This window comes from Candidatus Marinarcus aquaticus, from assembly GCF_004116335.1.
In the GTDB taxonomy this organism is placed as follows: Bacteria; Campylobacterota; Campylobacteria; order Campylobacterales; family Arcobacteraceae; genus Marinarcus; species Marinarcus aquaticus.
The window spans coordinates 197539-213497 of sequence record NZ_PDKN01000001.1 but is presented as its reverse complement, the minus strand read 5'-3'; the positions used below and the strand labels follow the sequence as shown (position 1 = coordinate 213497).

The following is a 15959-nucleotide window of genomic DNA, read 5'->3' as shown; positions in this document are numbered from 1 at the left end:
ATTTTATTAACCTATTCATAACCTCTTTTTCGTTAATATATTGCCTTAAAAACAAAACTTAAGGTCTTAAACGAATGAATATACTTGATGGAAAAGCATTATCGCAAAAAATCAAAGAAGAGGTCAAACTAGAGACACAAAAACTACAGGCTGAAAAGAATATCACACCTGGACTTGCTGTAATTTTAGTGGGGAATGACCCTGCAAGTGCTGCATACGTAGGTATGAAAAGTAAGGCATGTAAAGATGCAGGTATTTACTCTATTGTTCATGAAATGCCTGAAACGATCTCTCAAGAATCTATTTTAGAAATTCTTTCAATGATGAATAAAAATCCAAATATTGATGGTATTTTAGTGCAATTGCCCCTTCCAAAACATATTGACACAACTGCAATTTTAGAAGCCATTGATCCTAAAAAAGATGTGGATGGTTTCCATGCATACAACGTAGGACGAATGACATCTGGATTGGATGCGTTTGTTCCTGCAACGCCTTATGGAGTGATGGAACTTTTAAAAGAGTACAACATTGACCCACAAGGAAAAGATGTGTGTGTTGTGGGTGCCAGTGATATTGTAGGAAAACCAATGGGAACGCTTTTATTAAATGCCAATGCCACTGTGACCACTTGCCATATTTACACAAAAGATTTAAAAGCTCATACAAGCAAAGCCGACATTATTTGTGTGGGAGCTGGGGTTGTTAACTTGATTAAAGAGGACATGGTAAAAGAGGGAGCGATTGTTGTGGATATTGGTATTAACCGATTAGACAATGGTAAACTTGTAGGTGACGTTGATTTTGAAAACGTTGCTCCTAAATGTTCATACATTACTCCAGTACCTGGTGGAGTGGGACCAATGACCATTGCCATGCTTTTAAAGAACACCATTAAAGCTGCAAAAATGAGAGAAAGCCGAGAAAAATAATGCTCAATAAAATTTACCGATGGTCCTCTTCTTGGACGGGGACGATAATCATTGTATTAACCATCATCTTCTTTGTTGCTCAAGCTTTTGTTATCCCAAGTGGAAGTATGAAAAACACACTTCTTATTGGAGACATGTTGTTTGTAAAGAAGTTTTCATACGGGATTCCAACACCACGAATTCCTTGGCTTGAAATCAAAGTACTGCCTGATTTTAATGACAATGGACACCTAATTGAAGGTGATAAACCTCAAAGAGGAGATATCGTAGTTTTCAGATACCCGCACAATGAAGCCATTCACTATGTTAAACGTCTGGTTGCAACAGGTGGAGACTTGATTGCAATGAAAGACAAACATCTGCTTTTACACCCAAAAGAGGGAAATGAGTATGTGCTTAAAAACTATGACAAAGAGAGCATTCTTTCTATCATGGGAAAAATGTGGATTGTGGACCCATATAAAAAAGAGCACCCAGGGATTCACAATGACCCAAGTGTGGTTAAAGATGGCTTAACACCGTATCAACTCTTTGATATGTTGCCTGTGGAAGTACCTGAGGGGGAATACTTTATGATGGGTGATAACCGTGACCACTCTAACGACTCACGATTTTGGGGTACAGTACAATACAAACATATTGTAGGAAAACCTTGGTTTATCTACTTCTCATGGGATGAGAACAAAGAGATCAGATGGAACCGAATTTTTAGAAGCATTGAGGGCATCGAAGATGAGATGTTCGGAAAAGAGATAAAAATAGAACACAAAGAAGGGATATATTAATGACTTATTATATTGGTGCAGACCATGCAGGTATTGATATCAAAGCTTATGTAAAAGAACTTTTTGAAAAAAAAGGTCATGAAGTGATCGACTTAGGTCCCAACACAAAAGATAGAGTGGACTACCCTGATTTTGCTGCAAAAGTATGTCAAGAAGTTTTAGCCAATGAAGGAAGCAAAGGTATTTTAATTTGTGGTTCTGGAATTGGTATGTCTATGGCTGCGAATAAATTTGATGGTATTCGAGCAGCCCTTTGCCATAACGAATACTCAGCAAAAATGGCCCGAGAACACAACGATGCCAATGTTATTTGCTTAGGTGAACGAGTGAGTGGTTATGGCATGGTTGAAGCCATTGTTGATGCATGGTGTAAAGCCTCTTTTGAAGGGGGACGACACACAAAACGTGTAGAGAAAATCAATAACCTTTTTGGAAGTTGTAGAGCATAAACTAAAGAGATTTTATCTCTCTAGTTTCATCCACAATCCATCTTCATTGTCATAATAAGAGTTCAACTCTTTTTTTATTTTAAATCCAAACTTTTCATACAAAGCAATCGCTTTACTGTTACTCTTTCGAACCTCTAAAGTAAATGTGTGTTTATCCAACATTTTTAAGCTTTCACTTAATAACTGAGAAGCAATATTTTGACCTCGATACTCAGGTTTAATGGCCAAAGAATAAAGACGATAAGAGTTTTTTCGTCGTAACCATAAAATATATCCTACGATTACCCCATCCAATACTGCTTTATAGAGCATGCCTTTTTTCACATGATAATAAAAAGAGGCTTGACTCAAAGCAAAAGGCTCGTTTAAAAACACCTCTTGCTCAATTTGATGTAACGCTTGTACATCATAAGCGTACGTTTTTTCTATTATCATTTTTGGTAAATGGTATACTTAGGAATCAATCGGTCTGGTCGGTATGACATTTTTACTTTTTTCAAGTTTTCAAATCCCATGTCATCTCCAATGTTGATATACTCTGTTCCATAATACTCTTTTAAGAGTTTTGAAAACTCTCTGAAAATAAACTGTGCACACCCAAGAACCTCAAAGTCTGTTTTTTCAATGATCACACTTGAAGTGGTTTCGTTGATTTTCTCACCCACGGTAAACCCTTTAATCTCACCATTGATATAAATGACAATTCCAATCAAGTTTAACTCATCAAAAAACTTCAACATTCGTTGTACGGCATGTTTCTCTTGGAAAATACCATCTAAGAAAATATCAGCTTCTTCTTTTGGCATATACTTAATCCTATCACTGACCCATTTGTTAAACAGTTGCATGATTTGCACACTATGCTCTTGAGCATTTAAGCGTACAATCTCATAATCTGAGTAGACAATATTGAATTTATTAATCTCATTTCGTTTTGAGTGAAACGCTTTTCCTTTAAGCTCAATGAGTTTATCACTGCTGTAAATATAATCCACCAGCTTTTTCTCAATAACATAATCTTGCAATGCATCAAAGATAACCGTACCCTCTTCTAATGACTCCACGAAATTTTCAAGCATTCTTTCATCCACATACTCAATCTTTGAGTAATAAAGGGAACTGTTGTTTTCATTCATGATTTTAAAACACTCTAAAATTGCTTTGTGTTGATACTCTTTTTTACCAATAGGTGGCAACAACATTGCAAGTTCTCCGCCACTTAAAGCAAAAAGACAAAAGCAATCTTCAATGATGGCAAAAAACCCAGTTGAGTTTGATAACCAGATAAAGTTTGCGGCAAATGTATAGTCACTGATATCTGAAGAGAGCTCTTTTAAATAGTGTTGCATGGTCTCTTTGGTTGTGATATCAAAACTTTTTAATGTGTGTTGACCTATTTGAATAGATGCCAATTTTTTTCCTTATATTTTTTTGGAATAATACATCATTTTTTTCATTTTGCGTCAAAAATAAAAAAAATTTATTGTAAGCGCCTATTTATCAATATTATGTGATAATGAAAATAAAAAAAGGACACGCCATGAGAGAAGATTGGATGGCATATTTAGTCGTTTTTACCGTTGTTGGCTTAATGCTTTTAGGTAAGAAGATGATGTTTTTTGCAAAAGATTCAGCTCCTTTAGAAGATGAAGAGTAATGCTTAACCCTAAAATTATTGATTATATATTTTCTTCTGCTTCCATTCAACGGTGGAATGACTATCCAAGAATGGTTGAACTTGTTGAGTTGGACAAACAAGCACACAAGTTTATCATCGCTTATTTTATTGCTAAGTTAGAAGATGGTGTCAACATGACGCACCTGATTGAAGCAGGTATTTTTGAATTCTTAAGACGTGTGGTTGTTACAGATATCAGACCCGATGTTTTCAGGAAAGCACTACAAAAAAAAGCACCTGAAATCAATGCATGGGTGATTTCAAAACTGAAAGACTCCATTGAAGATATTGACAGCGGTAACTTTTTAAATAAGTTTGAAGAGTATCTCAATGATCCAAAAATGTATGAAAAAGAGCGCTTTATTTTAAAAGCCGCTTCATATATCTCTACAAAATGGGAATTCTCAATTGTCTATCAAACCAGTGCTTTTTTAAATGACATTGAAGATGTTAAAAAGAGTGTTGAAGAGGAGATTGAAGACTATTATGAACTCATCAGTGTACGTAAAATTGCACTGAATAAAAAGCTCTCTAGGCTTATTGATTTAAGTGGACGTTTACGATTTCAAAAGCGTTGGGCACAAACACCAAGAATCCCAGAGACTTCAGTACTTGGGCACATGCTCACTGTGGCACTCTTTGGATACTTCTACTCACTGGAAGTGAATGCTTGTGATAAACGAATAGAGAATAACTTTTTCACTGCACTCTTTCATGACCTTCCAGAAGCACTCACACGAGACATCATTTCACCAGTGAAATACAGTGTAGATGAGCTTTCAGATATCATCAGTGAGTATGAAATCATCAAAATTGAAGATGACATCATGCCGTGTGTTCCTGAAAAAATACGTCCAGAATTTGCTTATTATTTAGGATTGTATGATGGCGTAAAAGATGAGTTTTTGGATAAGATTAATCAAAATGGAATCAAAGTAGTTGACAATGGTTTGGCTGCGTATAATTCTGATAAGTACAATGGGATTGATGGAAAAGCACTCAAACAGTGTGATAAACTCTCTGCTTTTGTGGAAGCAAGTCTCTCTATTTCACATGGAATTAAATCCAATGATTTAATTACAGGGAAAAAAGAGATTGTAAAAGGGCTTAAAACCATTGAAACCGTTGATTTCCAAGCCATTGGAAGTGATGTGGACCACTATTTTGGTACCACAGGTCAAACGCAAGCGCGTATTGACTTTGACTAAAAGAGCAAACCTCTTTTAGTCAAGATAGCTTCTATTAAAACTTGAATTTCAAGTTAAAGTAAGCGTATCGTCCTGGTTCATTTAGAAGCATTGCTTCTGTTGTTCCTGCACTGATAAGCGTCAAGTCTGCATAGCTATTTGAAACTGCATAGGTTTTATCCAATACGTTATCTACTCCTAAAGTAATATCAAAATGTTTTGATAACTCTTGGTTATATTTTAAGTTTAAAATTCCATATCCACCTAATGCTTGTTCTCCATTATCTTCATCATAATTGCTCCATGATTTTGCAGCAACAACCTCAGCAGAAAATTTTGATTTCTCATACTCATAATTAAATGCGATGTTGGCTTTAAGTGGTGTAATATCTGCTAAGTCTGTATCACTTTGACCATCAAAGGCTTCATCTTTTTTCCCTCTTTGATATGCTAAACCATAATCAATAGAGATTTCATCGGTTGCATAATACGCCCCACTGATATCTAAACCATAGATTTTAGCATCGATATTTTCGAATTTATTGCTTGCATTTGAAGTGTTCAAATAGATGTAATCTTTAAGCTTAGAGTAAAATGCTTTGGTTTTAATCGTGAAATTGCCTATGATTTTTTCAAATCCTAAATCAATCTCATAGTTTTTTGTTTCATCCAAATCAGGTGTTCCAGTCACTCCACCTGCACTGGTTAAGAGGTATAACTCTCTTGCATCTGGAACTCTCATCGATTTTCCGATTCCTGCAAAATATTTTGTGGTTTCATTGGCTTCATACGTTGACATGATGTATCCTGAGAATCCATCGTAATCATTATCATCTTGATTGCCTGCCGTTTCAATCTCTGTATCATCATATCGAACACCCGTTGTCACGCTTAAATCACCAAATTGTGTCTCAAACTTTGCAAACAAAGCTTTGTTTTTAGTATCGGTGCTTGGAATACTGTCCCCCATGTATGGGTTCATTTTGTTATAGTACTCCCCTTCCCATGTTCGTTTACTTAAATCAATCCCATAAGTTAACAAAGACTCAGAAATCTCCGTGCTGTTTTTAACTTTAAACCCACGCATTTTTGATTTCATGTGGTTCGTCATCTCCATGGCACCATTATTTCTGTATGTCGTTGCCATAGGGTGGTCTACTTTAGAATAGTAGTAATCTATATTTAACTCTTTTGAAAATGCACCTAAATCAACTGCTTTATACCCAATAGTATAGATGTCAGAATCATCATACAAAGCATCCATTGGAGTATTGGCATACAATACATCGTCACTTCGGTTAGCTGTGTATGAGAAATTAATCTCTTGATTATCCGTAAGATTAAAATAGAGTTTAGTTAAAAGTGTACTTTTTTCATACGCTTCCATATCTTCATAATCTTTACTATAACGTCGAGTATTCGTTATATCTTGCTTTTTTTGTTGTTCATAGAGCGTATCACCATTCCCATCTTCATATTGATCACTGCTTTCAGTAGATACAGATACTAAAGCTCTTACAAAATCATTTCCCCCGCTGACTGTAGCACTTCCTTTTCTATAATCAAAGCTTCCCATGTTGAAGTTGATGTCTCCTTGAACCCCTTTTTTAGGCTTCTTGGTCTCTACTTTTACAATCCCACTTAATGTACCAAAATTTTCTACATCAAAAGGACCTTCTGATACCACGACACTCTCTACGTTGTTACTTAGCACATGAGAAGTTGGTGGATCCATTCTATTTGGGCACGCTCCATAAATCTTAGCCCCATCAATAGTCACGTTGATGTTATCTCGTTTTTGTCCTCGAAGCAAAATATCATTGGCAATCCCACTTCGTCGAATCAAAGAGATTGAAGGTAGGTTTTTACTTAATGCCTCTGCTAAATCGGCACTTTTAATATCTTCACTGCTGACATTACTGACCACTTCACTTGTCACTGTTTCATTTACACTTACTGTTGGTGTTGTAATCTCATTGGCACTTAATATGGAGGTGCAAATGAGAGATAAATAGACTCGTTTTTTCATCTTCTTCCTTTGAATAATTTGGACAATTATTTCAAAAGTATGTTAATTGTTTGTTAATTCTTCTCTATGTTGGATTAAATCGTTCTATGATATAATCACGAAAATACAGGAGCAGTTATGGCAAAGATTATTTTGGATGTACCCGATAATCACCTCAACAATGTTTTGAATGTTATAAAGAGTCTGAAATCTGAACTTATTACGAAAGTTCAAACAGAAGATTCAACGATTCAACCTATTTCTTCTTCCCTGCCACAAAATGAAAAATACCGACCCAAAGCGACTCCAATACAAAAGAGCCGTTCACGTTACCTCTCACCCGAAGAGTTCAAAAAAAGATTAACAGGAAAAAACTGATGCAATATATTTTAGGCTTTATTATACTACTGGCACTGGTGGTGTTTGTTCTTTATAAAATCAATGACCGATTTGAAAAAAAAGAGTTTACGATACTCATGATGATCGTCGTTGTAACCATTGTGGGCTATAATTTTTACGACCATAAAAAAGAGGAGTTTTTTCCAAAACTCTTTAAAGAGCACTATTTTCAAACACACAATATTGAGATAGACAAGCTTTCTTATACACTGCAAAACAACCAACAGTTAAATGCAAAAGATAAGTTTATCTATAACTTTTCATACCTCATTCACAAAGAAGACAAAAGTTATCTGTGTGAAGCAAATGGTGTAACCATAAACAAAATTGAAGACACCTATGTTTTTGATAAATATGAGGAAAATTGTAAGGAACAATGACACACAAAGAGTATTTAAAACAGATTGAGAAAACCCTCAAACAAATCAAGCAACTGCCAATAGAACAACTTGATACAAATACCAAAATACTCAAACTCGCTTTTGATATTGCGTATAAGAACAGACTCTTTGCACTGTATGGTTTTGAAACCAAAGAGCAACATCAACTCAAACTCCAACTCTTTGAAAAACTCACACCCATTTCAGGGAGTCTTTCCTTTTTAGCCATACAAATCTTAGCAGCCAATGCTATCATGAATAAAAATGATTTTAAACGAAAAAAACACTACTTTCACAAAAAGTGTGGCATTGCCATCAACCATTTAAGAGCACCTGAAACTTTAGTTGAAGCAACAAAATGTCGCGGAGGTTACAGACTCAATGGTACACTCACATGGGCCAGTGGTTATAACATATTTGAGCGTCTTTTAATTGGTTTTCATTTTAATGGACAAGAGTATGAAGTGATGAGTAAATTCAAACCGCAAAAAGGGTTTATCTTAAGCGAAGCGCCACAAACTTTTGTAGGCTTTGGCTTAAACACCGTCAACATTCAACTCAAAGAGTATTTTGTTAAAGAAAAAAACATTGTCTCTTCTAACCCTATTGGCAACTACACTAAAAACAAATCGGTTTCAAAAACAATTCATTACAGTCTATATGGATTAGGTTGTGGCGTCATCAAACATATAGACAACACTACTTTAAAATCTTTTGCACACCAACATCTTAAAGAGTATAAACAGCAATTTATAACTTCCAACAGTGGAGAAGAACTTGATGTATTAAGAGTAGAACTTTTTCACTTCTTACAAAAAATCATTACAACGGCAATGATTCAAAATGGAGGAAAATCGATACTTATCACACAACATTTACAACAATATTATCGTGAGTTGATCATGTTCAACTGCAATGGTTTGAACCAGACCATTAAAGATATATTTTTACATAAATTGCTTGACTAAATATATGCCTCAAAAGGCATATATTATTGTCCACCACCAATTTCTGCACCTAATTCAGCGTGAACATCGGGATGTGTTGTTTTATCATAAACTTGTTTAGAACGTTTAAGAGCTTGAATGAGTTCATCTACTTTAGAATATGGTATTTTCACTTCAACTTCTCCATCAAACTCTTTAATATCCAGTTTAATAATTGGGTCACTGTAATCCCCATATGGTTTTTCTACATAGGAGACGTCGATTTCATCTTCACTTAAATGATGTGCTAAATGAATAGATTTGATTTTTGTTACTTCTGACATGTTAAACTCCTTTTCATAGTTTCATTTTCATCATAACACTATTATGAACAATGCACCATAAACATTGAAATTTAATTTTTATATTTTAAGTTTTGGATAAAAATTTGCTTCAAATAATTTTTTTAGAGTAAGAGTGGGTCTTATTGAGGTTTGAACCCACTTTTAGATTTACATACATGAGGGAAAAGACAATTATCACAATCTGGACTGACTGCTTTACAGATATATCGCCCAAACAAAACCATCGCTTGGTGGAAGATATGCAAGTCTCCTTTAAGCTTTTTAACCAAATGTGCTTCTGTTTGCTCAACAGTCTTACCATCGCTTAACCCAAGCCTATGAGAGACTCGAAATACATGCGTATCTACTGCCATGACATTTGCCCCTTCGGTTTCAATCATAAAGACATTGGCTGTTTTATTTCCCACACCTGCTAGTTTGATTAACTGCTTCGTGTCATGTGGAATTTCTCCATCATGCAATGTGACAACACTTTGTGCCATCTTAATAATATTTTTAGCTTTGTTGTTAAAGAATGAACAGGCTTTCAGTAACTCTTTCACCTCCTCTAAAGAGGCATCTGCTAAATGATAGGGAGTAGGATATTTCTCAAACAACGCTGGCGTAATAATGTTCACACGCTTATCGGTGCATTGAGCAGAAAGAATAATGGCAATCAGAAGTTCAAAGTCATTTCTGTACTGCAATTCGGTGACAGCATCAGAGTATTTTTCTATAAATGCTTCTTTAATGATTTCTATCTCTTTTTTGGTTGCTTTTTTCATGAGGAATATTTTAGTGTATTATTTTGAAAACTGGTTTAAATACATTCTTTAAGATAGATTAGAATACAATAAAGTGACAAAAGGAATAGAATGTTAGAACATGAAATTGAAAATAAATATAATAAAAATTTGCCACTTTATCAACGTGCAGAAAAAAATGTTAGTGAGGCAATTAAAGAGTTTTTAAAAACTAATAATATTCCATTTGTTAACATAGAATCTAGAATTAAAAAATTTGATTCATTTTTTGAAAAAATATCAAGAAAACAATATGATAACCCTTTTAAAGAAAATGAAGATTTTTGTGGAATTAGAATTATTTTATATCATCTTGAAGATATAAAACATTTAGAGAACATTATTGAAGAAAATTTTTTAATTGAAGAAAAAGTTAATAAATCTGAAAAACTTGAAAGTAATGAGTTTGGCTATCGTTCAAACCACATCATTATAAAAATTAAACCTGAATGGTGTGTAACTCCAAATTACAAAGGCTTAGATGACATTAAAATAGAAATACAAATACGCACAGCATTAATGCATACATGGGCTGCAATTGAACATAAACTAGGTTATAAAAACAATCAAGAACTTCCAACAAATCTTATTAGAAAACTATATTTGATGAGTGCTCTTTTAGAGAATGCAGATATGCAATTCCAAGAAATAAAAAATGAGGCTGAGAATTATCAACAGAAAACTGTAGAAGAATCTAAGAAAGTAGGTAAATTTACTGGTAGCAAATTAAATATTGATACATTAAGTGCATTGTTAGAATATTATTTTCCAGAGTACGAAGAAGAAGAAGCTCTGGAGAAGGCTCTATTAAACAGCATTATAAAAAATTCATTAACAATTGATACTATAGTAAAATATGCAGAAAAAATAGTACCTTTGACTCCATATATTGATAAAAAAATTAACTCAAAAATGAAAACTACTCGTGCAAATGTTTTATCATATGCATTGGAAACATTTATTCCTAAGATGTACGATGAAACAAAAATGACCCAATCAAGAATAGATATAATCAAAGGATTAAAAGAAAAAGCTAATCTTACATAATATCCTATTTTTTAAAAGGTCAAGGCCAGCAGTAAAAACCGAGGGAGGAGTTTACTTGTAGTAAATGACTCTCTTGATTTTTACAATAACGCAGAGATTTTGAAAAAGAGGATATTTCTACCTATAATTTTTTTATTTTCTCAATTTCGTCTCGCAGTCGTATCGCCTCTTCAAAGTTCAAGTCGCCTGCCGCCTTCTTCATCTGCTTATTGAGTTCCACGAGCAACTTCTTACGCTCACTTGCTGGCATCTTATCGAGTCTGTTTTTCTTCAATGCCACATCGTCATACTCTTCCATTTTCAAATTCTCATCTAAAGAGCGAATCGTACTTTTGGGTGTAATGCCATGCTCTTTGTTAAAAGCTTCTTGTATTTCACGTCGTTCATTGGTAACATCAATGGCAAACTGCATGGAGTCTGTGATTTTCTTAGCAAACAACAGTACACGGCCATTTTGGTTACGTGCCGCACGACCAATGGTTTGTATTAGTGACGTTCTACTTCGTAAGAACCCTTCCTTATCCGCATCTAAAATTGCGACCAATGAGGTTTCAGGGATATCCAACCCTTCTCGAAGCAAGTTAATCCCCACTAAAATATCAAACTCCCCTAACCTCAAACTTCGTATGATTTGGTTACGTTCAATGGCATCAATCTCTGAGTGCATGTACTTAATTCGTAGGCCTAAATCCGCATAATAAGAGCTCAACTCTTCTGCCATCTTTTTGGTTAATACGGTCACTAACACTCGTTCATTTTTAGCCACCACTTTTTTAATCTCATCATGCAAGGTCTCAACTTGATACTCACTGTCTTTGATTTCAATGATAGGGTCAAGCAGACCTGTTGGACGAATGACTTGGTGTGCTACGACTGAACTCATAGAGGTTTCAAGCTCATTGGGTGTGGCAGACACAAAGAGATAATGGGGTGCTTTATTGATAAACTCATCAAACATCAAAGGTCGGTTGTCCAATGCACTTGGCAATCTGAATCCATAATCAACCAATACCTCTTTACGGCTTCTATCGGCTGCATGCATTCCTCGAAACTGCGGCAATGATACATGAGATTCATCAACTATGAGTAAAAAATCTTCATCAAGCATTTGAAAATAATCAAGCAGTGAGTATGGCGTTTCTCCCGGTTTTTTATCCGTTAATAAACGTGCATAGTTTTCAATTCCTTTACACATACCCGTGCTCTCTATCATCTCAATATCAAACTCAACTCTTTGTTTCAATCTTTGATACTCTACGAGCTGGTCATTTTCTTTAAAATAAGCCAATCTCTCATCCAGTTCATTCTCTATTTGTTTAACAGCATTGGCCAATCGATCTTGTGAAACGATAAAAGGGTTTACTGAATAAATCGTAATATCTTCTAAATCTTTGAGTTTGGTATTGGTCAAATACTCATGTTTGGTGATGCTTTCTATCTCATCTCCAAAAAACTCAATACGTAAAAACTCATCTTCCCAATACGCAGGGAAAATATCAATAACATCACCATTGACTCTAAAATCTGCACGGTCAAAAAACTTATCGTTTCGTTTGTATCCCATCTCTACAAGTTTAAGTAAAAGTTGCCGTTGGGAGTACTCAAATCCCACTTCAAGTCTTTGAACATTGGCTTGGTACTCTTGAGGATTTCCTAACCCATAGTTTGCTGATACTGAAGCAATCACAATAACATCATTAAATGATAGCAGTGAAGCTGTGGCGCTCAGTCTCAAACGTTCAAGCTCTGCATTAATTGAACTGTCTTTTTCAATGAACAAATCACTTCTTGGAATATAGGCTTCAGGTTGATAATAGTCATAGTATGAGATAAAGTACTCTACGTGATTTTTTGGGAAAAACTGTTTAAACTCACTGTAGAGTTGCGCTGCAAGCGTTTTATTGTGCGTCATAATGAGCGTTGGTTTTTGAGTTTTTTCAATAATTTTTGCCATGGTGTAGGTCTTACCACTTCCTGTGACCCCTAATAGCGTGTTGTATTGATTGCCTTCTAAAATAGAGTTACTCAATGACTCAATGGCTTGTGGTTGATCTCCAGCAGGTTCATATTTACTGACTACTTCAAATTTAGCGATGATTTCTCCTTTAGTTCAGTGCCACTTTTTTAAACTCATGTAATTGTAATACCACATACTCTTTGGAACAAAAAAGTGAAGGGATATTGACATAACGTTTGTTGTTAAACTCAAACTCTTTGCCTTGGTGAAAGTGCCCCTCAACAACGATGTCACTGTTGTAGTTTTCTAGTCGTGTTTGCACCTTTTTATCAAAGCCTGTGTAGGTTCTACAAATCATCTTTTCACGTAAGGCATAATCAATTTTTTTTGATAACCAATGTGAAAAGTCAATCATATTTAAAAATTTCAGAAGCGGGTGATTTCGTATAATTGCACAATAAATATTGTACGAAGTGTTTTCAAAATTATCTCCATGTGAAAGCGCTACACTCTTACCATCATAGGTGCCTAGAAGTGGTTGGTTCTCTCGAGCAATGACTTGAACATTGGGGAACAGTCTCTCTAAGTTATAGTCGTGATTCCCCTCTAAATAGAACATCTCAATGCTTTGTGAAAGTTCATTGATAGTGTCAATCAAGGCTTGGTTTTGTTTGATAAAATAAAAAGACTCTTGTGTGATAAAATCAAACATATCCCCCATCAAAAAGAGTTGAGATGTTTTGATTTCTCCCTCTTTTACTTTTTGTAAAAACACAGAGAAATCATGGCGCAAAGCGTTGAAGTGTGCATCTGCTACAAAAACAGCATTCTCCTCTATATTAAGGCACATAGGCAATATTAGGTACTCCTAAAGCTTCATCAAACCCACACATAATATTGGCATTAGCAACTGCTGCACTGGATGCCCCTTTAAGCAAGTTATCAATGGCCGTGTTGATAAAGAGTGCATTTCCATTTTTAGCAACAAAGATATCGCAAAAGTTGGTACCTGCTGTTGATTTGATGTCCACTGGTTTATCTTTGATTCGAACAAATGGCGCATCTTTATAGGCATTTTTCAACACTTCAACAGGATCAATATCCTCTTTTAAGGTCACATAAGTACTGACTAACATTCCTCGTGTAGCATTGATTAAGTGTGGTACAAAGTTGATGTTTAACTCTTTATTCCCCAGTTTTTTTACTTTCTCAATGATTTCAGGCATGTGTCGGTGTTTGAACGGATTGTATGCAAAGATGTTCTCATTGACATTACAAAATGCCGTTACTTCACTCAGTTTTTTACCTGCTCCACTTACTCCTGATTTTGCATCCACAAATACAGGAATGTTTTCATCTAAGTAAGGAACAAACGGTAAAAGTCCTAAGAGTGTTGCTGTTGGATAACACCCTGGATTGGCCACTAGATTTGTGGTTTTAATTTGTTCTTTATAGTACTCAGGAAGACCATAGACTGCTTGTGGTAGATGCTCTTTATCTTCATGGGCACAATAATTTTTCTCATAGGTTTCAAGTTCAAGTCGATAATCTGCACTTAAATCAACCACTTTTACCCCTAATTCTAAAAGCTCTTTGGCAAAGCCCATAGAGGTTTGGTGAGGAAGTGCAAGAAATGCCAAGTCTGCATTTTCTGCAACATCTTTGGCTTGTGCTTTTTGTACATCCATGCTGATTACATTTTGTAAACACGGGTGCAATTCATCTACTCGTTGCTCTCCTGTTGAATTGGCAATATACGTAATATTAAATTTTGGGTGGTTCACAAGCATCTTTACGAGTTCTAAGCCCGTATAACCTGTGGCACCAATAATGGCTACATTCATTATAGTTCTAACTCCTTGTAAAATACGTCCAATACTTCAAATTTTTTCTTTCCCCCAGGAAGTTCAGCCGTGAATTCATCACCTTCTTCTTTTCCTAAAAGCTGTTTTGCTAAAGGTGAGTTAAAAGAGATTAATCCCTTTTCAGCACTACTCTCAACTCCACCTACAATTGAGTATTGGAATTCTTCATCTGTTTTAACATCGATTAAATTGACTGTTGAACCAAAGCTTACTCTGTCGTGTGGCAAATTTTCTGGGTCAATAATCACTGCTTTAGAAATCAATGCACCTAACTCCGCAATTTGTATATCAAGCAATTTTAATTTATCTTTTGCGGCGTGATACTCTGCATTCTCTTTTAAATCTCCCAATTGCCTTGCTTCATCTAAAGCAATCACTGTCTGAGGTCGTTCTGTATTTTTTAAAAATTCTAATTCAGTTGTAATTTTTTCATATCCGACTCTCGTCATTGGTTCTTTTTCCATGTCTGTCTCCAAAACTATTTATGATATAATACCGAAAAATTAATAAAGGGCAAATCTAAATTTGCTTTAAGAGAGATAGAACGTGTCAAAATACGATAGAACGATAAAACTTTTTGGTGAAGATAATTTCAAAAAATTTCAAAACAGTAAACTCATACTTTTAGGTGTGGGTGGTGTTGGCAGTTTTGCACTGGATGCACTTTATAGAACAGGTATTACGGATATTACCATCGTGGATTTTGATACATATGAAGAGTCAAACCTCAATCGACAACTGGGAAGTGAAGGCAATATTGGGCGAGTCAAAGTAGAAGCACTCAAAGAGAAATACCCTGAAGTAACAGCCATTCATGCCAAGCTCGATGCAGATTGGATTGATGCACACGATTTTAAACAATACGATTTGATTTTAGATGCCATTGATGATATTAAACCCAAAGTGCATTTAATCAAAAAATACTACAACCGAATTATCAGTACCAGTGGCGGTGCCAAACGAATTGACCCATCAAAAATTGAGTACAAGTCAATTTGGGATACCTATAATGACCCATTTATACGAAAAATCAGAAATGAACTCAAAGCTCAAGGCTTTAAAAAGAAATTCAAAGTTATTTTTTCAAGTGAAACCCCTAATTGTATTGAAAAAGGGAGTTTTGAAGGTGTGACAGGTTCTTTTGGATTGATGATGGCATCGATAGCGATTCAAAAACTCTTGGCTCGAAAATAAAATAA

19 protein-coding genes are annotated in these 15959 nt (G+C 35.1%); 10 read left to right on the top strand and 9 right to left on the bottom strand.

The window, feature by feature from the left end; translation table 11 throughout:
* Positions 1 to 74: 74 nt before the first annotated feature.
* From folD to rpiB, 3 genes are read left to right on the top strand one after another with little or no spacing between them, the layout of a single operon-like run.
* A complete protein-coding gene (gene folD, locus CRV04_RS01045) occupies positions 75 to 932 on the top strand; it encodes a bifunctional methylenetetrahydrofolate dehydrogenase/methenyltetrahydrofolate cyclohydrolase FolD (protein ID WP_128994762.1) in 858 nt (285 codons plus the stop codon).
* A complete protein-coding gene (gene lepB / locus CRV04_RS01040; protein WP_128994761.1) occupies positions 932 to 1717 on the top strand; it encodes a signal peptidase I in 786 nt (261 codons plus the stop codon). Before folD ends, lepB begins: the two co-directional genes overlap by 1 nt.
* Positions 1717 to 2166 (top strand): ribose 5-phosphate isomerase B, encoded by a 450-nt coding sequence (gene rpiB / locus CRV04_RS01035; protein ID WP_128994760.1) that lies wholly within the window; start codon positions 1717 to 1719, stop codon positions 2164 to 2166. Before lepB ends, rpiB begins: the two co-directional genes overlap by 1 nt.
* 12 nt (positions 2167 to 2178) lie before the next feature.
* On the opposite strand, the gene CRV04_RS01030 is transcribed toward rpiB, so the two are convergent.
* Together CRV04_RS01030 and CRV04_RS01025 are read right to left on the bottom strand one after the other, a co-directional pair.
* Positions 2179 to 2601 carry a GNAT family N-acetyltransferase gene (locus tag CRV04_RS01030; RefSeq protein ID WP_228126426.1) on the bottom strand — a complete coding sequence of 141 codons (423 nt, stop codon included), beginning with the start codon at positions 2599 to 2601 and terminating at the stop codon, positions 2179 to 2181.
* Positions 2598 to 3578: a DUF2156 domain-containing protein gene (locus CRV04_RS01025; protein WP_128994759.1), complete on the bottom strand. Its 981-nt coding sequence runs from the start codon at positions 3576 to 3578 to the stop codon at positions 2598 to 2600. The genes CRV04_RS01030 and CRV04_RS01025 overlap by 4 nt, the downstream gene beginning before the upstream one ends.
* Positions 3579 to 3682: 104 nt before the next feature.
* Between CRV04_RS01025 and CRV04_RS12815 the strand changes: the two genes are divergently transcribed.
* Positions 3683 to 3823: a hypothetical protein gene (locus CRV04_RS12815; protein WP_164969088.1), complete on the top strand. Its 141-nt coding sequence runs from the start codon at positions 3683 to 3685 to the stop codon at positions 3821 to 3823.
* Positions 3823 to 5052, top strand: coding sequence for an HD domain-containing protein (locus CRV04_RS01020; RefSeq protein ID WP_128994758.1), 1230 nt, complete (start codon positions 3823 to 3825; stop codon positions 5050 to 5052). Before CRV04_RS12815 ends, CRV04_RS01020 begins: the two co-directional genes overlap by 1 nt.
* Positions 5053 to 5086: 34 nt before the next feature.
* Here CRV04_RS01020 and CRV04_RS01015 read toward each other — a convergent pair whose 3' ends face one another.
* On the bottom strand, positions 5087 to 7060 hold the full coding sequence (locus CRV04_RS01015) for a TonB-dependent receptor (protein ID WP_128994757.1): 1974 nt from the start codon (positions 7058 to 7060) through the stop codon (positions 5087 to 5089).
* A gap of 117 nt (positions 7061 to 7177) precedes the next feature.
* On the opposite strand from CRV04_RS01015, the gene CRV04_RS01010 reads away from it, so the two are divergent.
* The 3 genes from CRV04_RS01010 to CRV04_RS01000 are packed head-to-tail and all read left to right on the top strand — an operon-like array spanning position 7178 to position 8786.
* Positions 7178 to 7417 carry a hypothetical protein gene (locus CRV04_RS01010; RefSeq protein ID WP_128994756.1) on the top strand — a complete coding sequence of 80 codons (240 nt, stop codon included), beginning with the start codon at positions 7178 to 7180 and terminating at the stop codon, positions 7415 to 7417.
* The gene (locus CRV04_RS01005) at positions 7417 to 7818 is read left to right on the top strand and encodes a nucleoside-diphosphate kinase (protein ID WP_128994755.1); all 402 of its coding nucleotides are present in this window, start codon (positions 7417 to 7419) and stop codon (positions 7816 to 7818) included. Before CRV04_RS01010 ends, CRV04_RS01005 begins: the two co-directional genes overlap by 1 nt.
* The gene (locus CRV04_RS01000) at positions 7815 to 8786 is read left to right on the top strand and encodes a hypothetical protein (protein ID WP_128994754.1); all 972 of its coding nucleotides are present in this window, start codon (positions 7815 to 7817) and stop codon (positions 8784 to 8786) included. The genes CRV04_RS01005 and CRV04_RS01000 overlap by 4 nt, the downstream gene beginning before the upstream one ends.
* 23 nt (positions 8787 to 8809) lie before the next feature.
* Here the strand turns inward: CRV04_RS01000 and CRV04_RS00995 are convergent, their stop codons facing one another.
* Both CRV04_RS00995 and nth read right to left on the bottom strand, forming a co-directional pair.
* A complete protein-coding gene (locus tag CRV04_RS00995; protein ID WP_128994753.1) occupies positions 8810 to 9088 on the bottom strand; it encodes a hypothetical protein in 279 nt (92 codons plus the stop codon).
* Positions 9089 to 9228: 140 nt separating this feature from the next.
* Positions 9229 to 9873, bottom strand: a complete 645-nt coding sequence (gene nth / locus CRV04_RS00990; RefSeq protein WP_128994752.1) for an endonuclease III — start codon at positions 9871 to 9873, stop codon at positions 9229 to 9231.
* Positions 9874 to 9963: 90 nt separating this feature from the next.
* Between nth and CRV04_RS00985 the strand changes: the two genes are divergently transcribed.
* On the top strand, positions 9964 to 10938 hold the full coding sequence (locus CRV04_RS00985; protein ID WP_128994751.1) for a GTP pyrophosphokinase: 975 nt from the start codon (positions 9964 to 9966) through the stop codon (positions 10936 to 10938).
* A 121-nt stretch (positions 10939 to 11059) separates the two neighbouring features.
* Here the strand turns inward: CRV04_RS00985 and uvrB are convergent, their stop codons facing one another.
* The 4 genes from uvrB to greA are packed head-to-tail and all read right to left on the bottom strand — an operon-like array spanning position 11060 to position 15224.
* A complete protein-coding gene (gene uvrB, locus CRV04_RS00980) occupies positions 11060 to 13033 on the bottom strand; it encodes an excinuclease ABC subunit UvrB (protein WP_128994750.1) in 1974 nt (657 codons plus the stop codon).
* A gap of 10 nt (positions 13034 to 13043) precedes the next feature.
* The gene (locus CRV04_RS00975) at positions 13044 to 13745 is read right to left on the bottom strand and encodes a UDP-2,3-diacylglucosamine diphosphatase (RefSeq protein ID WP_128994749.1); all 702 of its coding nucleotides are present in this window, start codon (positions 13743 to 13745) and stop codon (positions 13044 to 13046) included.
* Positions 13735 to 14739, bottom strand: coding sequence for an N-acetyl-gamma-glutamyl-phosphate reductase (gene argC, locus CRV04_RS00970; protein ID WP_128994748.1), 1005 nt, complete (start codon positions 14737 to 14739; stop codon positions 13735 to 13737). Before argC ends, CRV04_RS00975 begins: the two co-directional genes overlap by 11 nt.
* Positions 14739 to 15224 (bottom strand): transcription elongation factor GreA, encoded by a 486-nt coding sequence (greA, locus tag CRV04_RS00965; protein ID WP_128994747.1) that lies wholly within the window; start codon positions 15222 to 15224, stop codon positions 14739 to 14741. The genes argC and greA overlap by 1 nt, the downstream gene beginning before the upstream one ends.
* An 82-nt stretch (positions 15225 to 15306) precedes the next feature.
* Here greA and CRV04_RS00960 point away from each other — a divergent pair, with 82 nt between their 5' ends.
* Complete coding sequence (locus tag CRV04_RS00960; RefSeq protein ID WP_128994746.1) at positions 15307 to 15954, top strand: tRNA threonylcarbamoyladenosine dehydratase; 648 nt, start codon at positions 15307 to 15309, stop codon at positions 15952 to 15954.
* Positions 15955 to 15959 lie beyond the last annotated feature (5 nt).

Coding starts and splice junctions, on each gene's coding strand:
- CRV04_RS01020 (WP_128994758.1), top strand. CDS start 3,823: ATGCTTAACCCTAAAATTATTGATTATATATTTTCTTCTGCTTCCATT.
- lepB (WP_128994761.1), top strand. CDS start 932: ATGCTCAATAAAATTTACCGATGGTCCTCTTCTTGGACGGGGACGATA.
- CRV04_RS00975 (WP_128994749.1), bottom strand. CDS start 13,745: ATGTGCCTTAATATAGAGGAGAATGCTGTTTTTGTAGCAGATGCACAC.
- CRV04_RS00985 (WP_128994751.1), top strand. CDS start 9,964: ATGTTAGAACATGAAATTGAAAATAAATATAATAAAAATTTGCCACTT.
- CRV04_RS12815 (WP_164969088.1), top strand. CDS start 3,683: ATGAAAATAAAAAAAGGACACGCCATGAGAGAAGATTGGATGGCATAT.
- argC (WP_128994748.1), bottom strand. CDS start 14,739: ATGAATGTAGCCATTATTGGTGCCACAGGTTATACGGGCTTAGAACTC.
- CRV04_RS01010 (WP_128994756.1), top strand. CDS start 7,178: ATGGCAAAGATTATTTTGGATGTACCCGATAATCACCTCAACAATGTT.
- CRV04_RS01005 (WP_128994755.1), top strand. CDS start 7,417: ATGCAATATATTTTAGGCTTTATTATACTACTGGCACTGGTGGTGTTT.
- greA (WP_128994747.1), bottom strand. CDS start 15,224: ATGGAAAAAGAACCAATGACGAGAGTCGGATATGAAAAAATTACAACT.
- folD (WP_128994762.1), top strand. CDS start 75: ATGAATATACTTGATGGAAAAGCATTATCGCAAAAAATCAAAGAAGAG.
- CRV04_RS01015 (WP_128994757.1), bottom strand. CDS start 7,060: ATGAAAAAACGAGTCTATTTATCTCTCATTTGCACCTCCATATTAAGT.
- CRV04_RS01000 (WP_128994754.1), top strand. CDS start 7,815: ATGACACACAAAGAGTATTTAAAACAGATTGAGAAAACCCTCAAACAA.
- nth (WP_128994752.1), bottom strand. CDS start 9,873: ATGAAAAAAGCAACCAAAAAAGAGATAGAAATCATTAAAGAAGCATTT.
- CRV04_RS00995 (WP_128994753.1), bottom strand. CDS start 9,088: ATGTCAGAAGTAACAAAAATCAAATCTATTCATTTAGCACATCATTTA.
- CRV04_RS01030 (WP_228126426.1), bottom strand. CDS start 2,601: ATGATAATAGAAAAAACGTACGCTTATGATGTACAAGCGTTACATCAA.
- rpiB (WP_128994760.1), top strand. CDS start 1,717: ATGACTTATTATATTGGTGCAGACCATGCAGGTATTGATATCAAAGCT.